The organism is Enterobacter cloacae complex sp. 2024EL-00711 (assembly GCF_047529885.1).
Taxonomy (GTDB): Bacteria; Pseudomonadota; Gammaproteobacteria; order Enterobacterales; family Enterobacteriaceae; genus Enterobacter; species Enterobacter ludwigii.
In genome coordinates this window covers 12952-31667 of sequence record NZ_JBLIZC010000013.1, presented here as the reverse complement: position 1 = coordinate 31667, position 18716 = coordinate 12952, and the positions used below count along the sequence as shown (strand labels likewise).

Annotated in this window: 18 protein-coding genes; 13 read left to right on the top strand and 5 right to left on the bottom strand. The window is 55.3% G+C overall.

Features of this window, described 5'->3' with window-relative positions:
• Window positions 1-40 precede the first annotated feature (40 nt).
• Both rarD and yigI read right to left on the bottom strand, forming a co-directional pair.
• The gene (gene rarD, locus ACMVME_RS22000) at window positions 41-937 is read right to left on the bottom strand and encodes an EamA family transporter RarD (RefSeq protein WP_014172130.1); all 897 of its coding nucleotides are present in this window, start codon (window positions 935-937) and stop codon (window positions 41-43) included.
• Window positions 938-988: 51 nt separating this feature from the next.
• Window positions 989-1456, bottom strand: a complete 468-nt coding sequence (yigI, locus tag ACMVME_RS21995; protein ID WP_014172129.1) for an acyl-CoA thioesterase YigI — start codon at window positions 1454-1456, stop codon at window positions 989-991.
• 161 nt (window positions 1457-1617) lie between these two features.
• On the opposite strand from yigI, the gene pldA reads away from it, so the two are divergent.
• The 3 genes from pldA (at window position 1618) to rhtC (ending at window position 5089) form a co-directional block, all read left to right on the top strand.
• Window positions 1618-2487, top strand: coding sequence for a phospholipase A (pldA, locus tag ACMVME_RS21990; RefSeq protein ID WP_020882880.1), 870 nt, complete (start codon window positions 1618-1620; stop codon window positions 2485-2487).
• A 90-nt stretch (window positions 2488-2577) separates the two neighbouring features.
• The gene (gene recQ, locus ACMVME_RS21985) at window positions 2578-4407 is read left to right on the top strand and encodes an ATP-dependent DNA helicase RecQ (RefSeq protein ID WP_025202782.1); all 1830 of its coding nucleotides are present in this window, start codon (window positions 2578-2580) and stop codon (window positions 4405-4407) included.
• Window positions 4408-4468: 61 nt separating this feature from the next.
• Window positions 4469-5089 carry a threonine export protein RhtC gene (gene rhtC, locus ACMVME_RS21980; RefSeq protein ID WP_014172126.1) on the top strand — a complete coding sequence of 207 codons (621 nt, stop codon included), beginning with the start codon at window positions 4469-4471 and terminating at the stop codon, window positions 5087-5089.
• Here the strand turns inward: rhtC and rhtB are convergent.
• On the bottom strand, window positions 5086-5706 hold the full coding sequence (gene rhtB / locus ACMVME_RS21975) for a homoserine/homoserine lactone efflux protein (RefSeq protein ID WP_032679213.1): 621 nt from the start codon (window positions 5704-5706) through the stop codon (window positions 5086-5088). The two genes, rhtC and rhtB, sit on opposite strands and share 4 nt — an antisense overlap.
• 109 nt (window positions 5707-5815) lie before the next feature.
• Between rhtB and pldB the strand changes: the two genes are divergently transcribed.
• The 3 genes from pldB (at window position 5816) to ACMVME_RS21960 (ending at window position 8623) form a co-directional block, all read left to right on the top strand.
• The gene (gene pldB, locus ACMVME_RS21970; RefSeq protein WP_020882879.1) at window positions 5816-6808 is read left to right on the top strand and encodes a lysophospholipase L2; all 993 of its coding nucleotides are present in this window, start codon (window positions 5816-5818) and stop codon (window positions 6806-6808) included.
• Between the two features lie 32 nt (window positions 6809-6840).
• Window positions 6841-7641, top strand: a complete 801-nt coding sequence (gene yigL, locus ACMVME_RS21965; RefSeq protein ID WP_020882878.1) for a sugar/pyridoxal phosphate phosphatase YigL — start codon at window positions 6841-6843, stop codon at window positions 7639-7641.
• 82 nt (window positions 7642-7723) lie between these two features.
• Window positions 7724-8623, top strand: coding sequence for a carboxylate/amino acid/amine transporter (locus ACMVME_RS21960; RefSeq protein ID WP_020882877.1), 900 nt, complete (start codon window positions 7724-7726; stop codon window positions 8621-8623).
• Here ACMVME_RS21960 and metR read toward each other — a convergent pair.
• Entirely contained in the window at window positions 8511-9464 is a 954-nt protein-coding gene (gene metR / locus ACMVME_RS21955) for an HTH-type transcriptional regulator MetR (RefSeq protein WP_014172120.1), read from the bottom strand. The genes ACMVME_RS21960 and metR overlap by 113 nt on opposite strands.
• Window positions 9465-9580: 116 nt before the next feature.
• Here metR and metE point away from each other — a divergent pair, with 116 nt between their 5' ends.
• Window positions 9581-11842, top strand: a complete 2262-nt coding sequence (gene metE / locus ACMVME_RS21950) for a 5-methyltetrahydropteroyltriglutamate--homocysteine S-methyltransferase (RefSeq protein WP_068795462.1) — start codon at window positions 9581-9583, stop codon at window positions 11840-11842.
• A gap of 45 nt (window positions 11843-11887) precedes the next feature.
• Here metE and ACMVME_RS21945 read toward each other — a convergent pair whose 3' ends face one another.
• On the bottom strand, window positions 11888-12694 hold the full coding sequence (locus tag ACMVME_RS21945; protein ID WP_014172118.1) for a dienelactone hydrolase family protein: 807 nt from the start codon (window positions 12692-12694) through the stop codon (window positions 11888-11890).
• 255 nt (window positions 12695-12949) lie between these two features.
• On the opposite strand from ACMVME_RS21945, the gene udp reads away from it, so the two are divergent.
• The 6 genes from udp (at window position 12950) to tatA (ending at window position 18715) form a co-directional block, all read left to right on the top strand.
• Window positions 12950-13711, top strand: coding sequence for a uridine phosphorylase (gene udp, locus ACMVME_RS21940; RefSeq protein WP_003860792.1), 762 nt, complete (start codon window positions 12950-12952; stop codon window positions 13709-13711).
• Window positions 13712-13848: 137 nt separating this feature from the next.
• On the top strand, window positions 13849-15306 hold the full coding sequence (gene rmuC, locus ACMVME_RS21935) for a DNA recombination protein RmuC (protein ID WP_014172116.1): 1458 nt from the start codon (window positions 13849-13851) through the stop codon (window positions 15304-15306).
• 66 nt (window positions 15307-15372) lie between these two features.
• Window positions 15373-16128: a bifunctional demethylmenaquinone methyltransferase/2-methoxy-6-polyprenyl-1,4-benzoquinol methylase UbiE gene (ubiE, locus tag ACMVME_RS21930; RefSeq protein WP_014172115.1), complete on the top strand. Its 756-nt coding sequence runs from the start codon at window positions 15373-15375 to the stop codon at window positions 16126-16128.
• A gap of 13 nt (window positions 16129-16141) precedes the next feature.
• Complete coding sequence (gene ubiJ, locus ACMVME_RS21925; RefSeq protein WP_032680095.1) at window positions 16142-16747, top strand: ubiquinone biosynthesis protein UbiJ; 606 nt, start codon at window positions 16142-16144, stop codon at window positions 16745-16747.
• The gene (ubiB, locus tag ACMVME_RS21920) at window positions 16744-18384 is read left to right on the top strand and encodes a ubiquinone biosynthesis regulatory protein kinase UbiB (RefSeq protein WP_014172113.1); all 1641 of its coding nucleotides are present in this window, start codon (window positions 16744-16746) and stop codon (window positions 18382-18384) included. The genes ubiJ and ubiB overlap by 4 nt, the downstream gene beginning before the upstream one ends.
• 76 nt (window positions 18385-18460) lie before the next feature.
• Entirely contained in the window at window positions 18461-18715 is a 255-nt protein-coding gene (tatA, locus tag ACMVME_RS21915; protein ID WP_020882874.1) for a Sec-independent protein translocase subunit TatA, read from the top strand.
• Window position 18716 lies beyond the last annotated feature (1 nt).

Genomic DNA, 18716 nt, shown 5'->3' with positions numbered 1-18716 from the left:
ATCAGGCGGGTGGCATTGTGCCTGCCCGCCTCATTACCGCTTACAATCCTTTGCGCGTTCTGCGCTGGGTATAAAGGGCGTCTGCAACAAAAATCGCCAGCGCCACCCAGATAAAGGCAAACGTCACCATCTTATCTGCGCCCGGTACTTCGCCGTAAAACACCACTGCCAGCAGGAACATCAGCGTCGGACCGATGTACTGAAAGAAGCCCAGCGTGGAGAGACGCAGGCGCGTTGCGGCACCGGTGAAGCACAGCAGAGGAATGGTGGTTACCACACCGGCCGCCATCAGCATCAAATTCAACGACAACGGGTTACTGCCCATATGGCTGGTTGCGCTGTCGGCAATACCAAACAGGTAAATCGCCGCGACCGGCAATAGCCACAGGGTTTCAAACAGCATCCCGGTCTGCGCTTCAACGGCTATTTTCTTCCGGACCAGCCCGTAAAACGCAAAGCTGAACGCCAGGCCCAGAGCGATCACGGGCAGCGAACCGAAGGTCCACAGTTGGACCAGCACGCCGCAAAAAGCGAGGATGACCGCCAGCCACTGCATGCGACGGAAGCGCTCGCCCAGGAAAATCATGCCCAGAACAATGTTGACCAGGGGATTAATAAAATAGCCCAGGCTCGCTTCGAGCATGTGATGGTTATTGACTGCCCAGATAAAGAGCAGCCAGTTGCCGCCTATCAGCACGGCTGAGAGGGCCAGCAGGAACACCTTTTTCGGCGTTTTCAGCAGCGTTTTGACGCCAGACCACTGACGGCTGACGCTCATCAGCGCGATCATAAAGAAAAACGACCAAATCACACGGTGTGTGAGGATCTCGTCAGCGGGTACGTAAGCGATAAACTTGAAGTACGCCGGTGCGATACCCCAAATAAAATAAGCGGCAAGGGCGAGTAGTACGCCCTGCCGCGTTTGTTTAGCATCCATCGGGATAATCCGTTACAAAAAAGTGAATTAATTTTACCCGATTTTAGGGTTTCAACCCACCATATAAGTGGCAGTTGCGCTGGCGATATAGACCTGCTCTTCGTTATGCAATTCAACGCGGGCGACGGCAACCTTATTCCCCGCGCGCAGCAGGCTGCTGGTGGCGGTAAAACGGTTTCCGCGCCCGGGACGCAGGTAATCGACGCGTAAATCGATGGTGCCCATACGCGACAAACGCTGGCGCAACTCGTCTTCATTGATGGTGTCATGGCGCGTCAGCGTACTGCCCACACAGACCAGGCCCGCCGCCACATCCAGCGCTGAGGCAATCACCCCGCCGTGCAAAATACTCTGCGCCCAGTTGCCTACCATCATCGGCTGGTTGTTGAAGCTGAGCTGGGCAAACGCTTTCTCGTAGCGCTCGAGCTCCAGACCCAGTGCACGGTTAAACGGCATATGGTAAACAAAAATCTCGCCCACGAGTTTTAACGCTTCTTCGGCGGTAAGCATGGCTGACATGAGGCATCACATCCTTATTGTTAATAAAATGTTGATTTTATGCTTCAGCAATAAGGAATTCCACTTTCAGAAACGAGGATGCAGCAGTTGTCGCAGAAGTATGTAGAATATCCGCCACATAACAATTCAACTAATTAACTCTTTGCAGGAGAACACCACCGATGCGGACGTATCTGGCCTGGTTACTGGCGGCAGTTGCGCTGCCCCTCACAGCATATGCCCAGGAAGCGACGATTAAAGAAGTTCACGATCAACCTGCCGTGCAGGGCAGCATTATCGCGAACCTTCTTCAGGAACATGATAATCCGTTCACGCTGTATCCGTATGACACCAACTACGTGATATACACGCAGACCAGCGATCTCAACAAAGAGGCGATAAGCTCCTATAACTGGTCCGATAATGCGCGTAAAGACGAAGTGAAGTTCCAGTTAAGTCTCGCGTTCCCGTTCTGGCGCGGCATTCTGGGACCGAATTCGGTGCTCGGCGCCTCTTACACGCAGAAATCCTGGTGGCAGCTTTCCAACAGTGGCGAATCTTCACCGTTCCGTGAAACCAACTATGAGCCGCAGCTGTTCCTCGGTTTTGCGACCGATTATGAATTCGCGGGCTGGACGCTGCGTGACATTGAGGTGGGCTTTAACCACGATTCAAACGGACGCTCCGACCCTACCTCGCGCAGCTGGAACCGTGCCTATACGCGACTGATGGCGCAAAACGGCAACTGGATGGCTGAAGTGAAGCCGTGGTTTGTGGTGGGCGATACCGACGACAACCCGGATATCACCAAATATATGGGTTACTATCAGCTCAAAATCGGCTATCAGTTGGGTGACGCGGTGCTGAGCGCCAAAGGCCAGTACAACTGGAACACCGGTTACGGTGGCGCGGAACTGGGCCTCAGTTATCCGGTGAGCAAGCACGTTCGCCTCTATACTCAGGTTTACAGCGGTTACGGCGAGTCGCTTATCGATTACAACTTCAACCAGACCCGTGTAGGTGTGGGCGTGATGCTGAACGATATTTTCTAGGCAGCTCGAATGTTTTTTCGTTAAACGTTGAAGTTTCTCTCTCAGGCGCTGAAAATAGCGCCTGTTTTATTTCTGGCAAATGGGGTTAACGTGGCGCAGGCGGAAGTATTGAATCAGGAATCGCTGGCTAAACAGGTTTTGCATGAAACCTTTGGCTACCAGCAGTTCCGCCCTGGCCAGGAAACCATCATTGAAACCGTGCTGGAAGGCCGCGATTGTCTGGTGGTCATGCCTACCGGCGGCGGTAAATCCCTCTGCTATCAGGTGCCCGCGCTGGTGCTCAACGGCCTGACGGTCGTGGTATCGCCTCTTATTTCCCTGATGAAAGATCAGGTCGATCAGCTCCTTGCCAACGGCGTGGCGGCGGCCTGCCTTAACTCCAGCCAGACCCGCGAGCAGCAGCAAGAGGTCATGGCCGGTTGCCGTACCGGGCAGGTTCGCCTGCTGTATATCGCGCCGGAACGTCTGATGCTGGATAACTTCCTCGATCATCTGTCGCACTGGAATCCGGTCCTGCTGGCGGTGGATGAAGCCCACTGTATCTCCCAGTGGGGACATGATTTCCGCCCGGAATATGCGGCGCTCGGCCAGCTCCGTCAGCGTTTTCCCGAACTGCCATTTATGGCGCTCACCGCGACGGCAGATGACACCACGCGTCAGGATATCGTCCGGCTGCTGGGGCTGAACGATCCGCTGATTCAGGTCAGCAGCTTCGACCGCCCGAACATCCGCTACATGCTGATGGAAAAATTCAAGCCGCTGGATCAGCTTCTGCGCTACGTACAGGAGCAGCGCGGGAAGTCCGGCATCATCTACTGCAACAGCCGCGCGAAGGTGGAAGACACGGCCGCGCGCCTGCAGAACCGTGGTTTTAGCGCCGCCGCCTACCATGCCGGGCTGGAAAACGCGGTTCGCGCCGATGTGCAGGAGAAATTCCAGCGCGATGACCTGCAGATTGTGGTGGCGACGGTGGCGTTCGGAATGGGGATCAACAAGCCGAACGTGCGCTTCGTCGTACACTTCGACATTCCGCGCAATATCGAATCGTACTACCAGGAAACTGGCCGCGCCGGGCGTGATGGACTGCCTGCAGAAGCCATGCTGTTTTACGATCCGGCCGACATGGCGTGGCTGCGCCGTTGTCTGGAAGAGAAACCGCAGGGCCAACTGCAGGATATCGAACGCCACAAGCTCAACGCGATGGGCGCGTTTGCCGAAGCGCAAACCTGCCGCCGTCTGGTGTTGCTCAACTACTTTGGTGAGGGGCGTCAGGAGCCGTGCGGCAACTGCGATATCTGTCTTGACCCACCAAAGCAATACGATGGCCTGATGGATGCGCGCAAAGCGCTCTCGACCATCTATCGTGTGAACCAGCGCTTCGGCATGGGCTACGTGGTGGAAGTGTTGCGTGGGGCGAATAACCAGCGTATCCGCGACATGGGACACGATAAGCTGCCCGTCTACGGTATCGGCAAAGACCAGAGTCACGAGCACTGGGTGAGCATCATCCGTCAGCTGATTCACCTGGGCTTTGCCACGCAAAACATTGCCCAACACTCCGCGCTTCAGCTTACCGAAGCGGCACGTCCGGTGCTGCGCGGGGATATCGAACTGAAGCTCGCGGTTCCGCGCGTTGTCGCCCTGAAGCCGCGGGTGATGCAAAAATCGTACGGCGGCAATTACGACCGCAAGCTGTTTGCCAAACTGCGCAAGCTGCGTAAAGCCATTGCTGATGAAGAGAACATTCCGCCCTACGTGGTCTTCAACGATGCGACGCTTATCGAGATGGCAGAGCAGACGCCGCTCAGCGCCAGCGAAATGCTCAGCGTCAACGGTGTTGGTACGCGCAAGCTGGAACGCTTTGGCAAAGAGTTTATGGCGCTTATCCGTGCTCATGTCGACGGTGACGATGAGGAGTAGTCAGCCAGCCTAAAAAATGTCAGGATGGTGACTCACTTAATTATTTCCCTGCGAGTTAATTATGTTAATGCTATTTCTTACCGTGGCGTTAGTGCACATCGTTGCGCTCATGAGCCCGGGCCCTGACTTTTTCTTCGTGTCACAAACCGCCGTCAGCCGCTCCCGCAAAGAAGCGATGATGGGGGTGCTGGGTATCACCATGGGCGTTATGGTCTGGGCGGCCGTGGCGCTGCTTGGTCTGAACCTGATTCTGGCGAAGATGGCCTGGTTGCACAACATCATCATGGTTGGCGGGGGGCTTTACCTTTGCTGGATGGGCTACCAGATGCTGCGCGGGGCGTTGAAGAAAGAAGAGAAAAAGCCGGAAGAACCGAAAGTTGAGCTGGCAACGGGCGGCCGGAGTTTTATTAAAGGGCTGCTCACCAACCTGGCGAACCCAAAAGCGATTATCTATTTCGGCTCCGTGTTCTCCCTGTTTGTGGGTGACAACGTGGGGGCGGGTGCGCGTTGGGGCATTTTCCTGCTGATCGTGGTGGAAACTTTTGCGTGGTTTACCGTGGTTGCCAGCCTGTTTGCCTTACCGGCGATGCGCCGCGGTTACCAGCGTATTGCGAAGTGGATTGACGGCTTCGCCGGCGCGTTGTTCGCCGGCTTTGGCATTCATCTCATCATTTCTCGCTAAGCATGACGCGCTGACGCAAGCAGCGCGCCTACCAGCATAAACAGCGAACCAAAGACTTTGTTCAGGGCCTTCATCTGCTTAGGCCCTTTAATCCACACCGCAATCCGCTGCGCCAGCGTCGCGTAACCAATCATCACGATGATATCGACAACAATGGTGGTCGCACCCAGCACCACGTACTGCATGACCTGTGGCTGATGCGGGACGATAAACTGCGGGAACAGCGCGGCGAGGAAAACAATACTTTTCGGGTTGGTCAGGTTCACAAACACCGCGCGTTTAAACAGGCGTCCGCGTGTTTGCGTCTGGGCGAGCGTATTAAGATCAATTGAGCCTGCTGCACGCCACTGCTGAATACCGAGCCAAATCAGGTACGCGGCACCGGCCCATTTCAGCACATCAAAGGCCAGTACCGAGCGGGAGAACAGCGTACCCAGACCAATGCCCACCAGCACGATATGAATGCCCAGACCGGTCTGCAAACCGGCAATGGATGCCGCGGCACCGCGATAGCCGTGGTTGATGGAGGTGGTCATGGTGTTAATGGCGCCTGAACCTGGGGAAAGGCTAAGGATGATGGATGTCAGCAGATAAGCGAACCACCACTCGAAGGTCATTTGAAACTCCCGAATTGTCTGTTTTTATGCCACAATACGCTATTGTTACGTCATTTTGTGACCGGTGACGAAAAAACGATATTCCTTGGCTTACGGGGGTGGAAACCCGATGTTTCAGCAGAAAAAGGACTGGGAAACACGAGAAAACGCATTTGCTGCTTTCTCTATGGGGCCGCTGACCGATTTCTGGCGTCAGCGTGAGGAAGATGAGTTTACGGGTGTTGGCGATGTTCCGGTACGCTTTGTGCGTTTCCATGATGAGAAAAACGATCGGGTGATCGTGGTCTGTCCGGGACGTATCGAGAGCTACATCAAATACGCTGAACTGGCCTATGACCTGTTCCATCTGGGCTTCGATGTGTTGATTATCGACCATCGCGGGCAGGGGCTTTCTGGCCGCTTATTGTCGGACACGCATCGCGGTCATGTGGATAACTTCAGCGATTATGTCGACGATCTTGCCGCCTTCTGGCAGCAGGAGGTTCAGCCGGGCCCGTGGCGTAAGCGCTATATTCTGGCGCACTCCATGGGTGGGGCGATTTCGACGCTGTTTTTACAGCGCTATGACCACCAGTGTGATGCCATTGCGCTCACCGCGCCGATGTATGGCATCGTCATGCGTTTTCCGGACTGGATGGTGCGCCATATTCTCGACTGGGCTGAGGGCCATCAGCGCATTCGTGAAGGGTATGCCATCGGGACAGGGCGCTGGCGCGCGCTGCCGTTTGCCCTCAACGTATTGACCCATAGCCGGCAGCGTTATCGCCGTAACCTGCGTTTTTATGCCGATGAACCGCGCCTGCGCGTCGGTGGCCCGACATATCACTGGGTGCGGGAAGGGATCCTTGCCGGTGAACAGGTGCTTGCTGGTGTTGGTAAAGATGATACGCCGACACTTCTGATTCAGGCTGAAGAAGAGCGTGTGGTGGATAACCGCATGCATGACCGCTTTTGTGAACTCCGCGCTGCCGCCGGTCACCCTTGCGAAGGGGGTAAACCGCTGGTCATCAACGGCGCGTACCATGAGATCCTTTTTGAAAAGGACGCTATGCGCTCAGTCGCGCTAAACGCCATTGTTGAATTTTTCGACAGGCATAATTGATTGTTGTTTTACCACCAGAGGTTGAAATCCCTATGTACCAGGTTGTTGCATCTGATTTAGATGGCACGCTGCTTTCGCCCGACCATACCTTGTCGCCTTACGCGAAAGAGACCTTAAAGCTTCTGACCGCCCGCGGGGTGAACTTCGTGTTTGCCACCGGCCGCCACCACGTGGACGTGGGGCAGATCCGCGATAATCTTGAGATCAAATCGTACATGATCACCTCCAACGGTGCGCGCGTGCACGATACCGATGGCAACCTGATCTTTACGCATAACCTGGATCGCGACATTGCCGCCGATCTGTTCGGCGTAGTGCATAACAACCCGGACATTATCACTAACGTTTATCGCGATGACGACTGGTTCATGAATCGCCATCGCCCGGATGAAATGCGTTTCTTCAAGGAAGCGGTATTTAACTATTCCCTGTACGAGCCAGGCCTGCTGGAGCCGGAAGGGATCAGCAAGGTGTTCTTTACCTGCGAAAGCCACGAAGCGTTGTTGCCGCTGGAACAGGCGATTAATGCGCGTTGGGGTGACCGCGTCAACGTGAGTTTCTCGACCCTGACCTGTCTGGAAGTTATGGCGGGGGGTGTTTCCAAAGGGCACGCGCTGGAAGCCGTAGCAAAACGTCTGGGCTTCGAACTGAAAGACTGTATCGCCTTCGGTGATGGCATGAACGACGCCGAGATGCTCTCTATGGCGGGCAAAGGCTGCATTATGCAGAATGCACACCAGCGTCTGAAAGACCTGCACCCGGAACTGGAAGTGATTGGGTCTAACGCTGACAACGCAGTACCAAAATACCTGCGCAAACTGTTCCTTGAATAATCTTCATTTGATTGTTTATTGCTCAGTTGTCAACTAAGGAGTTCGCTACAATGCCTGTCCTTCTTTCTGAGAGACAAGCATTGTGGCGCTACTCATTATTACCACTATCCTGTGGGCCTTCTCTTTTAGCCTGATTGGCGAGTACCTCGCCGGGCACGTCGACAGCTACTTCTCGGTGCTGATGCGCGTGGGGCTGGCGGCGCTGGTATTCCTGCCCTTCCTGCGTACACGCGGGCAATCGCTGAAGACCATTTTGCTGTACATGCTGGTGGGGGCGATGCAGCTCGGCATCATGTACCTGTTCAGCTTCCGGGCTTACGTCTACCTGTCTGTCTCTGAATTTCTGCTTTTCACCGTGCTTACGCCGCTCTATATCACGCTGATTTACGATCTGCTCAGCAAACGTCGTTTGCGCTGGGGATATCTGTTGAGCGCGGCGCTGGCGGTGATCGGGGCGGCGATTATTCGCTACGACAAAGTGAGCGACCACTTCTGGACCGGGCTGATGTTCGTGCAGCTGGCGAACCTCAGCTTTGCCATCGGCATGGTCGGGTACAAGCGCCTGATGGAAACCCGTCCGATGCCACAGCATAACGCGTTCGCCTGGTTCTATATGGGGGCAGCTATCGTCGCGGTGGCGGCATGGTTTATGCTCGGCAACCCGCAAAAGCTCCCGACGACAACCCTGCAGTGGGGCGTTCTGGTCTGGCTGGGCGTGGTGGCATCGGGGCTGGGGTACTTCATGTGGAACTACGGCGCTACGCAGGTAGACGCCGGTACGCTGGGGATCATGAACAACGTGCATGTGCCTGCAGGGCTGCTGGTGAACCTTGCCATCTGGCAGCAGCAGCCTCACTGGCCGAGCTTCCTTATTGGGGGAGCAGTGATTCTGGCTTCGCTGTGGGTCCATCGCCGTTGGGTCGCTCCGCGCTCCGCACAAACGGAAGATGATCGCACGCGTGGTTCCGCGCAGAGCGAATAAACGCTTCCGTAATCGGCTGACGCTGCTCGCCATCGCGCACGGCGGCGTACAGCCGGCTCCATAGTCCCTCACCCAGGGTTTTAGTGACAACCAGACCCTGTCGTTCAAAACTCTCCACAACCCAGTGTGGCAGCGCCGCGATGCCCATTCTGGCGGCAACCATCTGAATTAACAGCAGGGTGTTATCCACGCTTTTGAGCTGCGGGCTAATGCCGGCCGGCTGCAGGAAATGACGCCAGATATCCAGCCGGCTGCGCTGTACCGGGTAAATCAGCAGCGTTTCACTGGCTAAATCTTCCGGGGTGATACGTGTTTTACTGGCCAGCGGATGATCCGGAGCCAGCACCAGACGTACCTCATAATCAAACATTGGCGAATAGTGCAGGCCGCTGCGGGGCAGAATGTCTGAGGTCATCACCAGATCCAGTTCGCCCTGCTGGAGCGACGGCTGCGGGTCGAACGTCACGCCGGATTTGAAATCCATCTCCACCTGCGGCCACCTCTGGCGGAAGTTCTCAAGCGCGGGTGTCAGCCATTGAATACAGCTGTGACACTCAATGGCGATACGCAGCCTGGTTTGCTGCGGCTCGTTACAGGACTGCAGCGCGCTGGCTATTTGCGGCAGCACCTGATTAGCCAGCTGCAGCAGGATCTCGCCCTGAGGCGTAAAGCGTAGCGGCTGGCTCTTACGCACAAAAAGACGAAAGCCGAGGCGTTGTTCCAGATCGCTGAACTGGTGAGAAAGGGCGGACTGGGTCTGGTGCAGCGTGGCTGCCGCCGCCGCGAGAGAACCGCAATTTCGCAACGCTTGTAGCGTTTTCAGGTGTTTAATCTCGATCATGAAAGTCCTTCACTTCGCCATGAACATTTTGCGCTTGAGGAATATACAGTAACTGCCAATTATGGATGTGTAAACATCTGGATGGCTAAATACGAAAAATTCACAGGGGACACACCATGACAATTCGCAATCACACTCTCGGTTTCCCTCGCGTTGGCCTTCGCCGCGAGCTGAAAAAAGCGCAGGAAAGTTACTGGGCAGGTACCTCTGGCCGTGAAGAATTGCTGGCAGTGGGCCGCGAACTGCGTGCGCGCCACTGGGAACAGCAAAAGCAGGCGGGCATTGACCTGCTGCCCGTGGGCGATTTCGCCTGGTACGACCATGTTCTGACCACCAGCCTGCTGCTTGGCAACGTGCCGGCTCGTCATCAGAACAAAGATGGATCGGTAGATATCGACACCCTGTTCCGCATTGGCCGTGGTCGTGCGCCAACGGGAGAGCCTGCGGCAGCGGCGGAAATGACCAAGTGGTTCAACACCAACTATCACTATATGGTGCCGGAATTTGTGAAAGACCAGCAGTTCAAACTGAGCTGGACCCAGTTGCTCGACGAAGTCGATGAAGCGCTGGCGCTGGGCCACCAGGTGAAACCGATACTGCTGGGGCCGGTAACGTATTTGTGGCTGGGTAAAGTGAAAGGCGAGCAGTTTGACCGTCTCAGCCTGCTGAACGATATTCTGCCGGTCTACAAACAGGTGCTGATTGAACTGGGTAAACGCGGAATTCAGTGGGTGCAAATCGATGAGCCTGCGCTGGTGCTGGAGCTGCCGCAGGCGTGGCTGAAAGCGTTTAAACCCGCTTACGATGCCCTTACTGGTCAGGTGAAGCTATTGCTGACCACCTATTTTGAAGGCGTGACGCCGAACCTGAGTACCATTACTGCGCTGCCGGTTCAGGGTCTTCATGTTGACCTGGTCCACGGCAAAGATGACGTGGCCGAACTGCACAAACGTCTGCCTGAAGAGTGGTTGCTTTCGGCCGGACTGGTGAATGGCCGTAACGTCTGGCGCGCCGATCTGACCGAGAAATATGCACAGATTAAAGATATCGTCGGCAAACGTGAGCTCTGGGTGGCCTCCTCCTGCTCTCTGCTGCACAGCCCAATCGATCTGAGTGTGGAAACCCGCCTTGATCCCGAGGTGAAGAGCTGGTTTGCCTTTGCGCTGCAAAAATGTGAAGAGCTGGCGCTGCTGCGTGATGCGTTAAATAGCGGTGACACCACGGCCATTACCGACTGGAGCGCCCCCATTCAGGCGCGTCGTCATTCGGCACGCGTCCACAACCCGGCGGTCGAAAAACGTCTGGCGGCCATTACCGCGCAGGACAGCCAGCGTCAGAGCCCCTATGAGGTGCGTGCCGAAGCCCAGCGTGCCCGCTTCAACCTGCCAGCGTGGCCAACCACCACCATCGGCTCCTTCCCGCAGACGACGGAGATCCGCGGCCTGCGTCTGGATTTCAAAAAAGGCAACCTCGATGCGAATCACTACCGCACCGGCATCGCTGAGCACATCAGACAGGCGATTGTTGAGCAGGAACGTTTAGGTCTGGACGTGCTGGTACACGGTGAAGCCGAGCGTAACGACATGGTGGAATACTTCGGCGAACATCTGGACGGTTTCGTCTTTACGCAGAACGGTTGGGTGCAGAGCTATGGTTCCCGCTGTGTGAAGCCACCGGTGGTGATTGGTGACGTCAGCCGCCCGCAAGCGATCACCGTAGAGTGGGCAAAATTCGCCCAGTCCCTGACCGACAAACCGGTGAAAGGGATGCTGACCGGCCCGGTGACGATCCTCTGCTGGTCCTTCCCGCGTGAAGATGTGACCCGTGAAACCATCGCCAAACAGATTGCGCTCGCGCTGCGTGATGAAGTGGCCGATCTGGAAGCGGCGGGTATCGGCATCATCCAGATTGATGAACCGGCGCTACGCGAAGGTTTGCCGCTGCGTCGCAGTGACTGGGATGCTTATCTGAAGTGGGGTGTGGAGGCTTTCCGCCTCAACGCCGCGGTCGCGAAAGACGACACGCAGATCCACACCCACATGTGTTACTGCGAATTTAACGACATTATGGATTCGATTGCCGCGCTGGATGCCGACGTGATCACCATCGAAACGTCGCGTTCAGACATGGAACTGCTGGAGTCCTTCGAAGCGTTCGAGTATCCAAACGAAATTGGGCCGGGTGTCTACGACATCCACTCCCCGAACGTACCGAGCGTGGAGTGGATTGAAAGCCTGCTGAAAAAAGCCGCCCAGCGGATCCCGGCTGAGCGCCTGTGGGTCAACCCGGACTGCGGACTGAAAACCCGCGGCTGGCCGGAGACCCGCGCGGCACTCGCGAACATGGTCAGGGCGGCGCAGAATTTGCGTCAGGCCTGATAAATCCGAAGCCCGGCAAGGCGTAGCCGCGACCGGGCTTTTGTTTTACGCTTTTTTCCCGCCGTACTGGCTGAACCATGCCAGCATCCGCTGCCAGCCATCTTTAGCCGATTCCGCGTGATAGCTCGGACGATAGTCGGCATTAAAGGCGTGGCCGGCATCCGGATAAACAATGATTTCAGCTTTTGCATTGGCTGCACGGAGCGCATGGCGCATGGTCTCTACCGTATCAAGCGGGATCCCGGTGTCCTGGCCGCCATACAGCCCTAAAACTGGGGCATTTAACTCGGTGGCGATATCAACGGGATGCTTCGGCGAGTTCAGCGTTTTCTCCCCCACCAGTTTGCCGTACCAGGCAACGGCGGCTTTAAGCTGCGGATTATGTGCGGCATACAGCCAGCTGATACGTCCTCCCCAGCAGAAACCCGTCACCATCAGACGATGTGCGTCGCCGCCATTGCGCGCAGCCCAACTGGCCACGTGGTCCAGATCGGCCAGTACCTGTGCATCCGGCACTTTGCTGACCAGGTTGCTGAACAGCGTCGGTATATCGCTGTAGTCGTTCGGATCGCCCTGACGGAAATAGAGCTCTGGCGCAACGGCCAGATAACCTTCCAGCGCCAGACGGCGGCAAAGGTCGCGAATATGTTCGTGAACGCCGAAAATTTCCTGAACCACAATCACGATGGGCAGCGGGCCGTCGGCCGATTTTGGCCGCGCGTGGTAAGCAGGCATATTCTCCCCCTGCGAGGGGATGGAGGTCTCACCTGCCGTAATGGCCTCTTCAGGTGTTGAGACGATGGTTGATGCATGAGGGGCCGCTGCAGGTGCAAAACCGGTTTTTTCAGTCATGGCATTCTCCGTACCAATGAGTTAGCGCAAAGGTAAATATAGTCACCAGGTTAACAATTCACAGTGCCTTAAACGGTCTATCTTTTGTGCAGCACCTGACGATATAACTTGTTAATGTGATGTGAATCACTATTTCATGGAAATTTACTGCAATCATTTTCATTCATGGTGAGATGTGTCACGTAATTCTGCTTACTGCTTCTGTAAAGTACCTTTTTACTTCTTCTGACTAACCGACCCACAGAGGAGTCACCTATGTCTAAGTCTGATGTTTTTCATCTCGGCCTCACTAAAAACGATTTACAAGGGGCTACGCTGGCTATCGTCCCGGGCGATCCTGAGCGTGTGGAAAAGATCGCCGCGCTGATGGATAAGCCGGTTAAGCTTGCTGCCCATCGTGAATTCACCACCTGGCGCGCTGAGCTGGATGGCAAAGCGGTGATCGTCTGTTCTACCGGTATCGGTGGCCCGTCCACCTCAATTGCTGTTGAAGAGCTGGCGCAGCTGGGCATTCGTACTTTCCTGCGTATCGGGACTACCGGTGCCATTCAGCCGCATATCAACGTTGGCGACGTGCTGGTGACAACCGCTTCCGTGCGTCTGGACGGCGCGAGTCTGCACTTTGCCCCTATGGAATTCCCGGCGGTGGCGGATTTCGAATGCACCACCGCACTGGTTGAAGCCGCGAAATCCGTTGGCGCAACCACCCATGTAGGCGTGACCGCCTCATCTGATACCTTCTACCCAGGCCAGGAGCGTTATGACACCTTCTCCGGCCGCGTGGTAAGCCGTTTCAAAGGTTCTATGGAAGAGTGGCAGTCTATGGGCGTAATGAACTACGAAATGGAATCTGCAACCTTGCTGACCATGTGCGCAAGCCAGGGTCTGCGTGCCGGTATGGTGGCGGGCGTTATCGTCAACCGTACCCAGCAGGAGATCCCGAACGCGGAAACCATGAAGCAGACCGAAAGTCATGCGGTGAAAATCGTGGTTGAAGCAGCGCGTCGCCTGATCTAATCCCTTCTTATACGAAAAAAGGCCGACCCGTTCGGCCTTTTTTTTGCGTAGCGCCTCGCAGGAAAACCCTTTCAAACTGGACGTTTATACAGCACAATTCTATTTTGTGCAGGTAATACGTTGATGCAGGGGGCATTGTGGATATCTCAATCCTGATTTATGCAGTGATTGCGCTGGTGGGCGTGGGGGCAGGCTGGCTGATTTCCAGCTACCAGCACGCGCAACAAAAGGCCGATCAGCTGGCCGAGCGCGAAGAGATAGTCGCCGATTTAAGCGCGGCAAAACAGCAGGTTGCGCTGAGCGAACACTGGCGTGACGAATGCGAACTGCTCAACAACGAGCTGCGCAATCTTCGCGATATCAACACCTCGCTGGAGGCCGATCTCCGCGAAGTGACTACCCGCCTCGAATCCACCCAGCTGCATGCGGAAGATAAAATCCGCCAGATGATGAACAGCGAGCAACGCCTCAGCGAGCAGTTCGAGAACCTCGCGAACCGCATTTTTGAACACAGCAACCGCCGCGTAGACGAACAAAACCGCCAAAGCCTGAATAGCCTGCTAACGCCCCTGCGTGAACAGCTGGACGGCTTTCGTCGTCAGGTACAGGACAGCTTTGGGCAGGAGGCTCGCGAGCGGCACACGCTGGCGCATGAAATTCGCAATCTTCAGCAGCTGAATGCGCAAATGGCGCAGGAAGCGGTCAACCTGACCCGTGCGCTGAAGGGCGATAACAAAACCCAGGGCAACTGGGGGGAAGTGGTGCTGACCCGCGTGCTGGAGGCCTCTGGCCTGCGGGAAGGGTATGAATACGAAACGCAGGTGAGTATCGAGAACGATGCCCGCTCGCGTATGCAGCCTGATGTGATTGTGCGGCTCCCGCAGGGCAAAGATGTGGTGATAGACGCCAAAATGACGCTGGTGGCTTATGAGCGCTATTTCAATGCGGAAGATGACTACACCCGCGAGTCGGCGCTGCAGGAGCACATCGCCTCCGTGCGTAACCACATTCGTCTGCTGGGCAGAAAAGACTACCAGCAGTTACCCGGCCTGCGCTCGCTGGATTACGTCCTGATGTTTATTCCGGTTGAACCCGCGTTCTTGCTGGCGCTCGACAGACAGCCTGAACTGATTACCGAAGCCCTAAAAAATAACATTATGCTGGTGAGCCCCACCACGCTGCTGGTGGCATTGCGCACTATTGCCAACCTGTGGCGCTATGAACATCAGAGCCGTAATGCGCAGCAGATTGCCGATCGCGCCAGCAAGCTTTACGACAAAATGCGCCTTTTTGTGGATGATATGTCCTCGGTCGGGCAAAGCCTTGACCGCGCCCAGGATAACTATCGCCAGGCGATGAAAAAACTCTCTTCCGGGCGTGGCAACTTACTGGCGCAGGCCGAAGCGTTTCGTTCCCTGGGTGTGGAGGTGAAGCGCGAGATTAATCCGGAATTAGTTGAGCAGGCCACCGCCCAGGATGAAGAGTTTCGCCTGCGCGAAGGCGCTGGCGAACAAAAGACAAACAGTGAAGACAATACGTTAGCGACAGATTTAACGTCAGACGAGCGTCCGGCACGTTTCTTTCGCGAAGGTTGAAACGTAGGGCAAACGCGCCCAATCTGTTACACTTCACGAACATTTTACTGATAAGCAGGCTCTGAGATGGTTGACGATTCACAAGACACGACGCACTTTGGCTTTCAGACTGTCGCCAAAGCGCAGAAAGCTGATATGGTGGCCCACGTATTTCATTCCGTGGCGGCGAAGTACGATGTGATGAATGACTTGATGTCGTTCGGCATTCATCGCTTGTGGAAGCGCTTCACCATCGACTGTAGCGGTGTGCGTCGTGGACAAACGGTACTGGATTTAGCCGGCGGTACAGGCGATTTGACAGCAAAATTCTCCCGTCTGGTGGGCGAAACCGGTCGCGTTGTTCTGGCAGATATTAACGACTCAATGCTCAAAATGGGACGTGAGAAGCTGCGTAATATCGGCGTGGTAGGTAATGTCGAGTATGTGCAGGCGAACGCCGAAGCGCTGCCTTTCCCGGATAATACCTTTGACTGCATCACTATCTCCTTCGGCCTGCGTAACGTCACCGATAAAGAAAAAGCGCTGCGCTCCATGTACCGCGTGCTAAAGCCGGGTGGACGCCTGCTGGTGCTCGAATTCTCCAAACCGATTCTTGAGCCGTTAAGCAAAGCTTACGACGCATACTCATTCCATGTGCTACCGCGCATTGGTGAGCTGGTGGCAAACGACGCGGAAAGCTATCGGTACCTGGCGGAATCTATCCGTATGCACCCGGATCAGGACACTTTAAAGGCCATGATGCAGGATGCGGAATTCGAGAACGTTGAGTATTTCAACATGACGGCAGGTGTCGTCGCGCTGCATCGCGGTTATAAGTTCTGAGTGGAGGTTTCCCGTGCCCTTTAAACCCTTAGTCACCGCAGGTATCGAGAATGTCCTGAATGCCTTTCTTTACCGCGCACCGGCGCTAAAAGCCGCACGTCAGCGGCTTAACGGCAAGGTGCTGCGTGTTGTTCTGAAAGAGTTCTCGACGCCGCTTGTGCTGGTTTTCAGTGAACGCCAGCTTGACGTTCTGGGTGAGTGGGAAGGTGAAGCCGACTGCTCCGTGATTACGCACATGAGTGTGCTGCCAAAATTACGTGACCGTCAGCAGCTTACGGCGCTTATCCGCAGCGGTGAGCTGGAAGTGGAAGGCGACATTCAGGTCGTACAGAATTTCGTTGCGCTCAGCGATCTGGCCGAGTTTGACCCGGCAGAGCTGCTTGCGCCTTTCATTGGCGACATTGCTGCCGAAGGGATCGGTAAAGCCATTCATGGCGGTACGGCTTTCCTTCGCAAGAGTCTGCAACGGCAGCAACGCTATGCGGCGGAAGTACTGACTGAAGAGTGGCGTATGGCCCCTGGCGCGCTTGAAGTTGCATGGTTTGCGGAAGAGACCGCAGCGGTTGAACGCGCGGTGGATGCCTTAACCAAACGGCTGGAAAAACTGGAGGGCAAATGACGCCTGGTGAAATTCGGCGCCTCTATTTTATCGTCCACACCTTTTTGAGTTACGGGCTCGACGAGCTTATCCCCAAAATGCGTATCACGCTGCTGCTTCGCATCTGGCGGCGGATGTTGTTCTGGATGCCTAATCGTCATAAAGATCAGCCGCTGGGTGAACGTCTTCGCCTGGCGCTCCAGGAGCTGGGCCCGGTATGGATTAAGTTCGGGCAAATGCTCTCGACTCGCCGCGATCTTTTCCCGCCGCAGATTGCCGATGAACTGGCACTGCTGCAGGACCGCGTTGCACCGTTTGACGGTGTGAGAGCGAAAAAACAGATCGAAGAGGCGATGGGCAATATTCCTGTCGAGACCTGGTTTGACGATTTCGAAATAGAACCTCTTGCTTCAGCCTCTATCGCCCAGGTGCATACAGCCCGTCTGAAAGAGAACGGCAAAGAGGTGGTTATCAAAGTGATCCGCCCGGACATCCTGCCTGTAATCCGAGCGGACATGAAGCTTATCTATCGGCTTGCACGCTGGGTTCCGCGCCTGCTCCCCGACGGACGCCGTCTGCGCCCAATGGAAGTTGTGCGGGAGTATGAAAAAACGCTGATTGATGAATTAAACCTGCTGCGCGAATCGGCAAATGCTATCCAGCTGCGCCGGAACTTTGAAAACAGCCCGATGCTCTATGTGCCGGAAGTGTATTCGGACTACTGCAGCCAGAACATGATGGTAATGGAGCGGATTTACGGTATTCCGGTCTCGGATGTGGCAGCCCTGGAAAAGCAGGGAACCAACATGAAGCTGCTGGCCGAGCGTGGCGTACAGGTCTTCTTTACCCAGGTATTCCGCGACAGCTTTTTCCACGCGGACATGCACCCGGGGAATATCTTCGTCAGTTATGAGCACCCGGAAGACCCGAAATATATCGGTATTGACTGCGGTATTGTGGGCTCGCTGAACAAAGAAGATAAGCGCTATCTCGCTGAGAACTTCATCGCCTTCTTTAACCGTGATTACCGCAAGGTGGCCGAGCTGCACGTTGATTCTGGCTGGGTTCCGCCGGACACCAACGTCGAAGAGTTTGAGTTTGCTATCCGTACCGTCTGCGAGCCGATTTTTGAAAAGCCGCTGGCAGAAATTTCCTTCGGACACGTATTGCTGAACCTGTTTAACACGGCACGCCGCTTCAACATGGAAGTGCAGCCACAGTTAGTTTTACTTCAGAAAACATTACTTTACGTTGAAGGTGTAGGTCGACAGCTCTATCCTCAGTTAGACTTATGGAAGACTGCGAAACCTTTCCTTGAATCCTGGATTAAGGATCAGGTGGGCATTCCGGCGCTGGTGCGCTCTATTAAAGAGAAAGGCCCGTTCTGGATAGAAAAAATGCCTGATATTCCGGAACTGATTTACGACAGTTTGCGTCAGAGCAAGAACCTTCAGCACAGCATGGATAAAATCGCCCGCGAGCTTCAGTCCAGCCGTGTTCGACAGGGGCAGTCGCGCTATCTCTTTGGCATTGGAGCAACGCTGCTGCTGAGTGGTACGCTGTTGCTGATTACTCGCCCTGACTGGCAGATGATGCCCGCCTGGCTGATGGCTGGCGGTGTTGTGGTCTGGCTCGCCGGCTGGAGAAAAACGCGCTGATTTTGCATCGCTATCGACGGGTCGCCTACGTATAATGCGACCTGACTCATTAATCATCTATCCCTGAGGTACATGTATGGGTGGTATCAGTATCTGGCAATTGTTGATCATTGCCGTCATCGTCGTGCTGCTGTTTGGCACGAAAAAGCTCGGTTCTATCGGCTCCGATCTGGGCGCGTCTATCAAAGGCTTCAAGAAAGCGATGAGCGATGATGAGAGCAAGCAGGATAAAACCAGCCAGGATGCTGACTTTACTGCTAAATCCATCTCCGACAAGCAGGAAGAGGCGAAAAAAGAAGACGCTAAACGCCACGATAAAGAGCAGGTGTAAT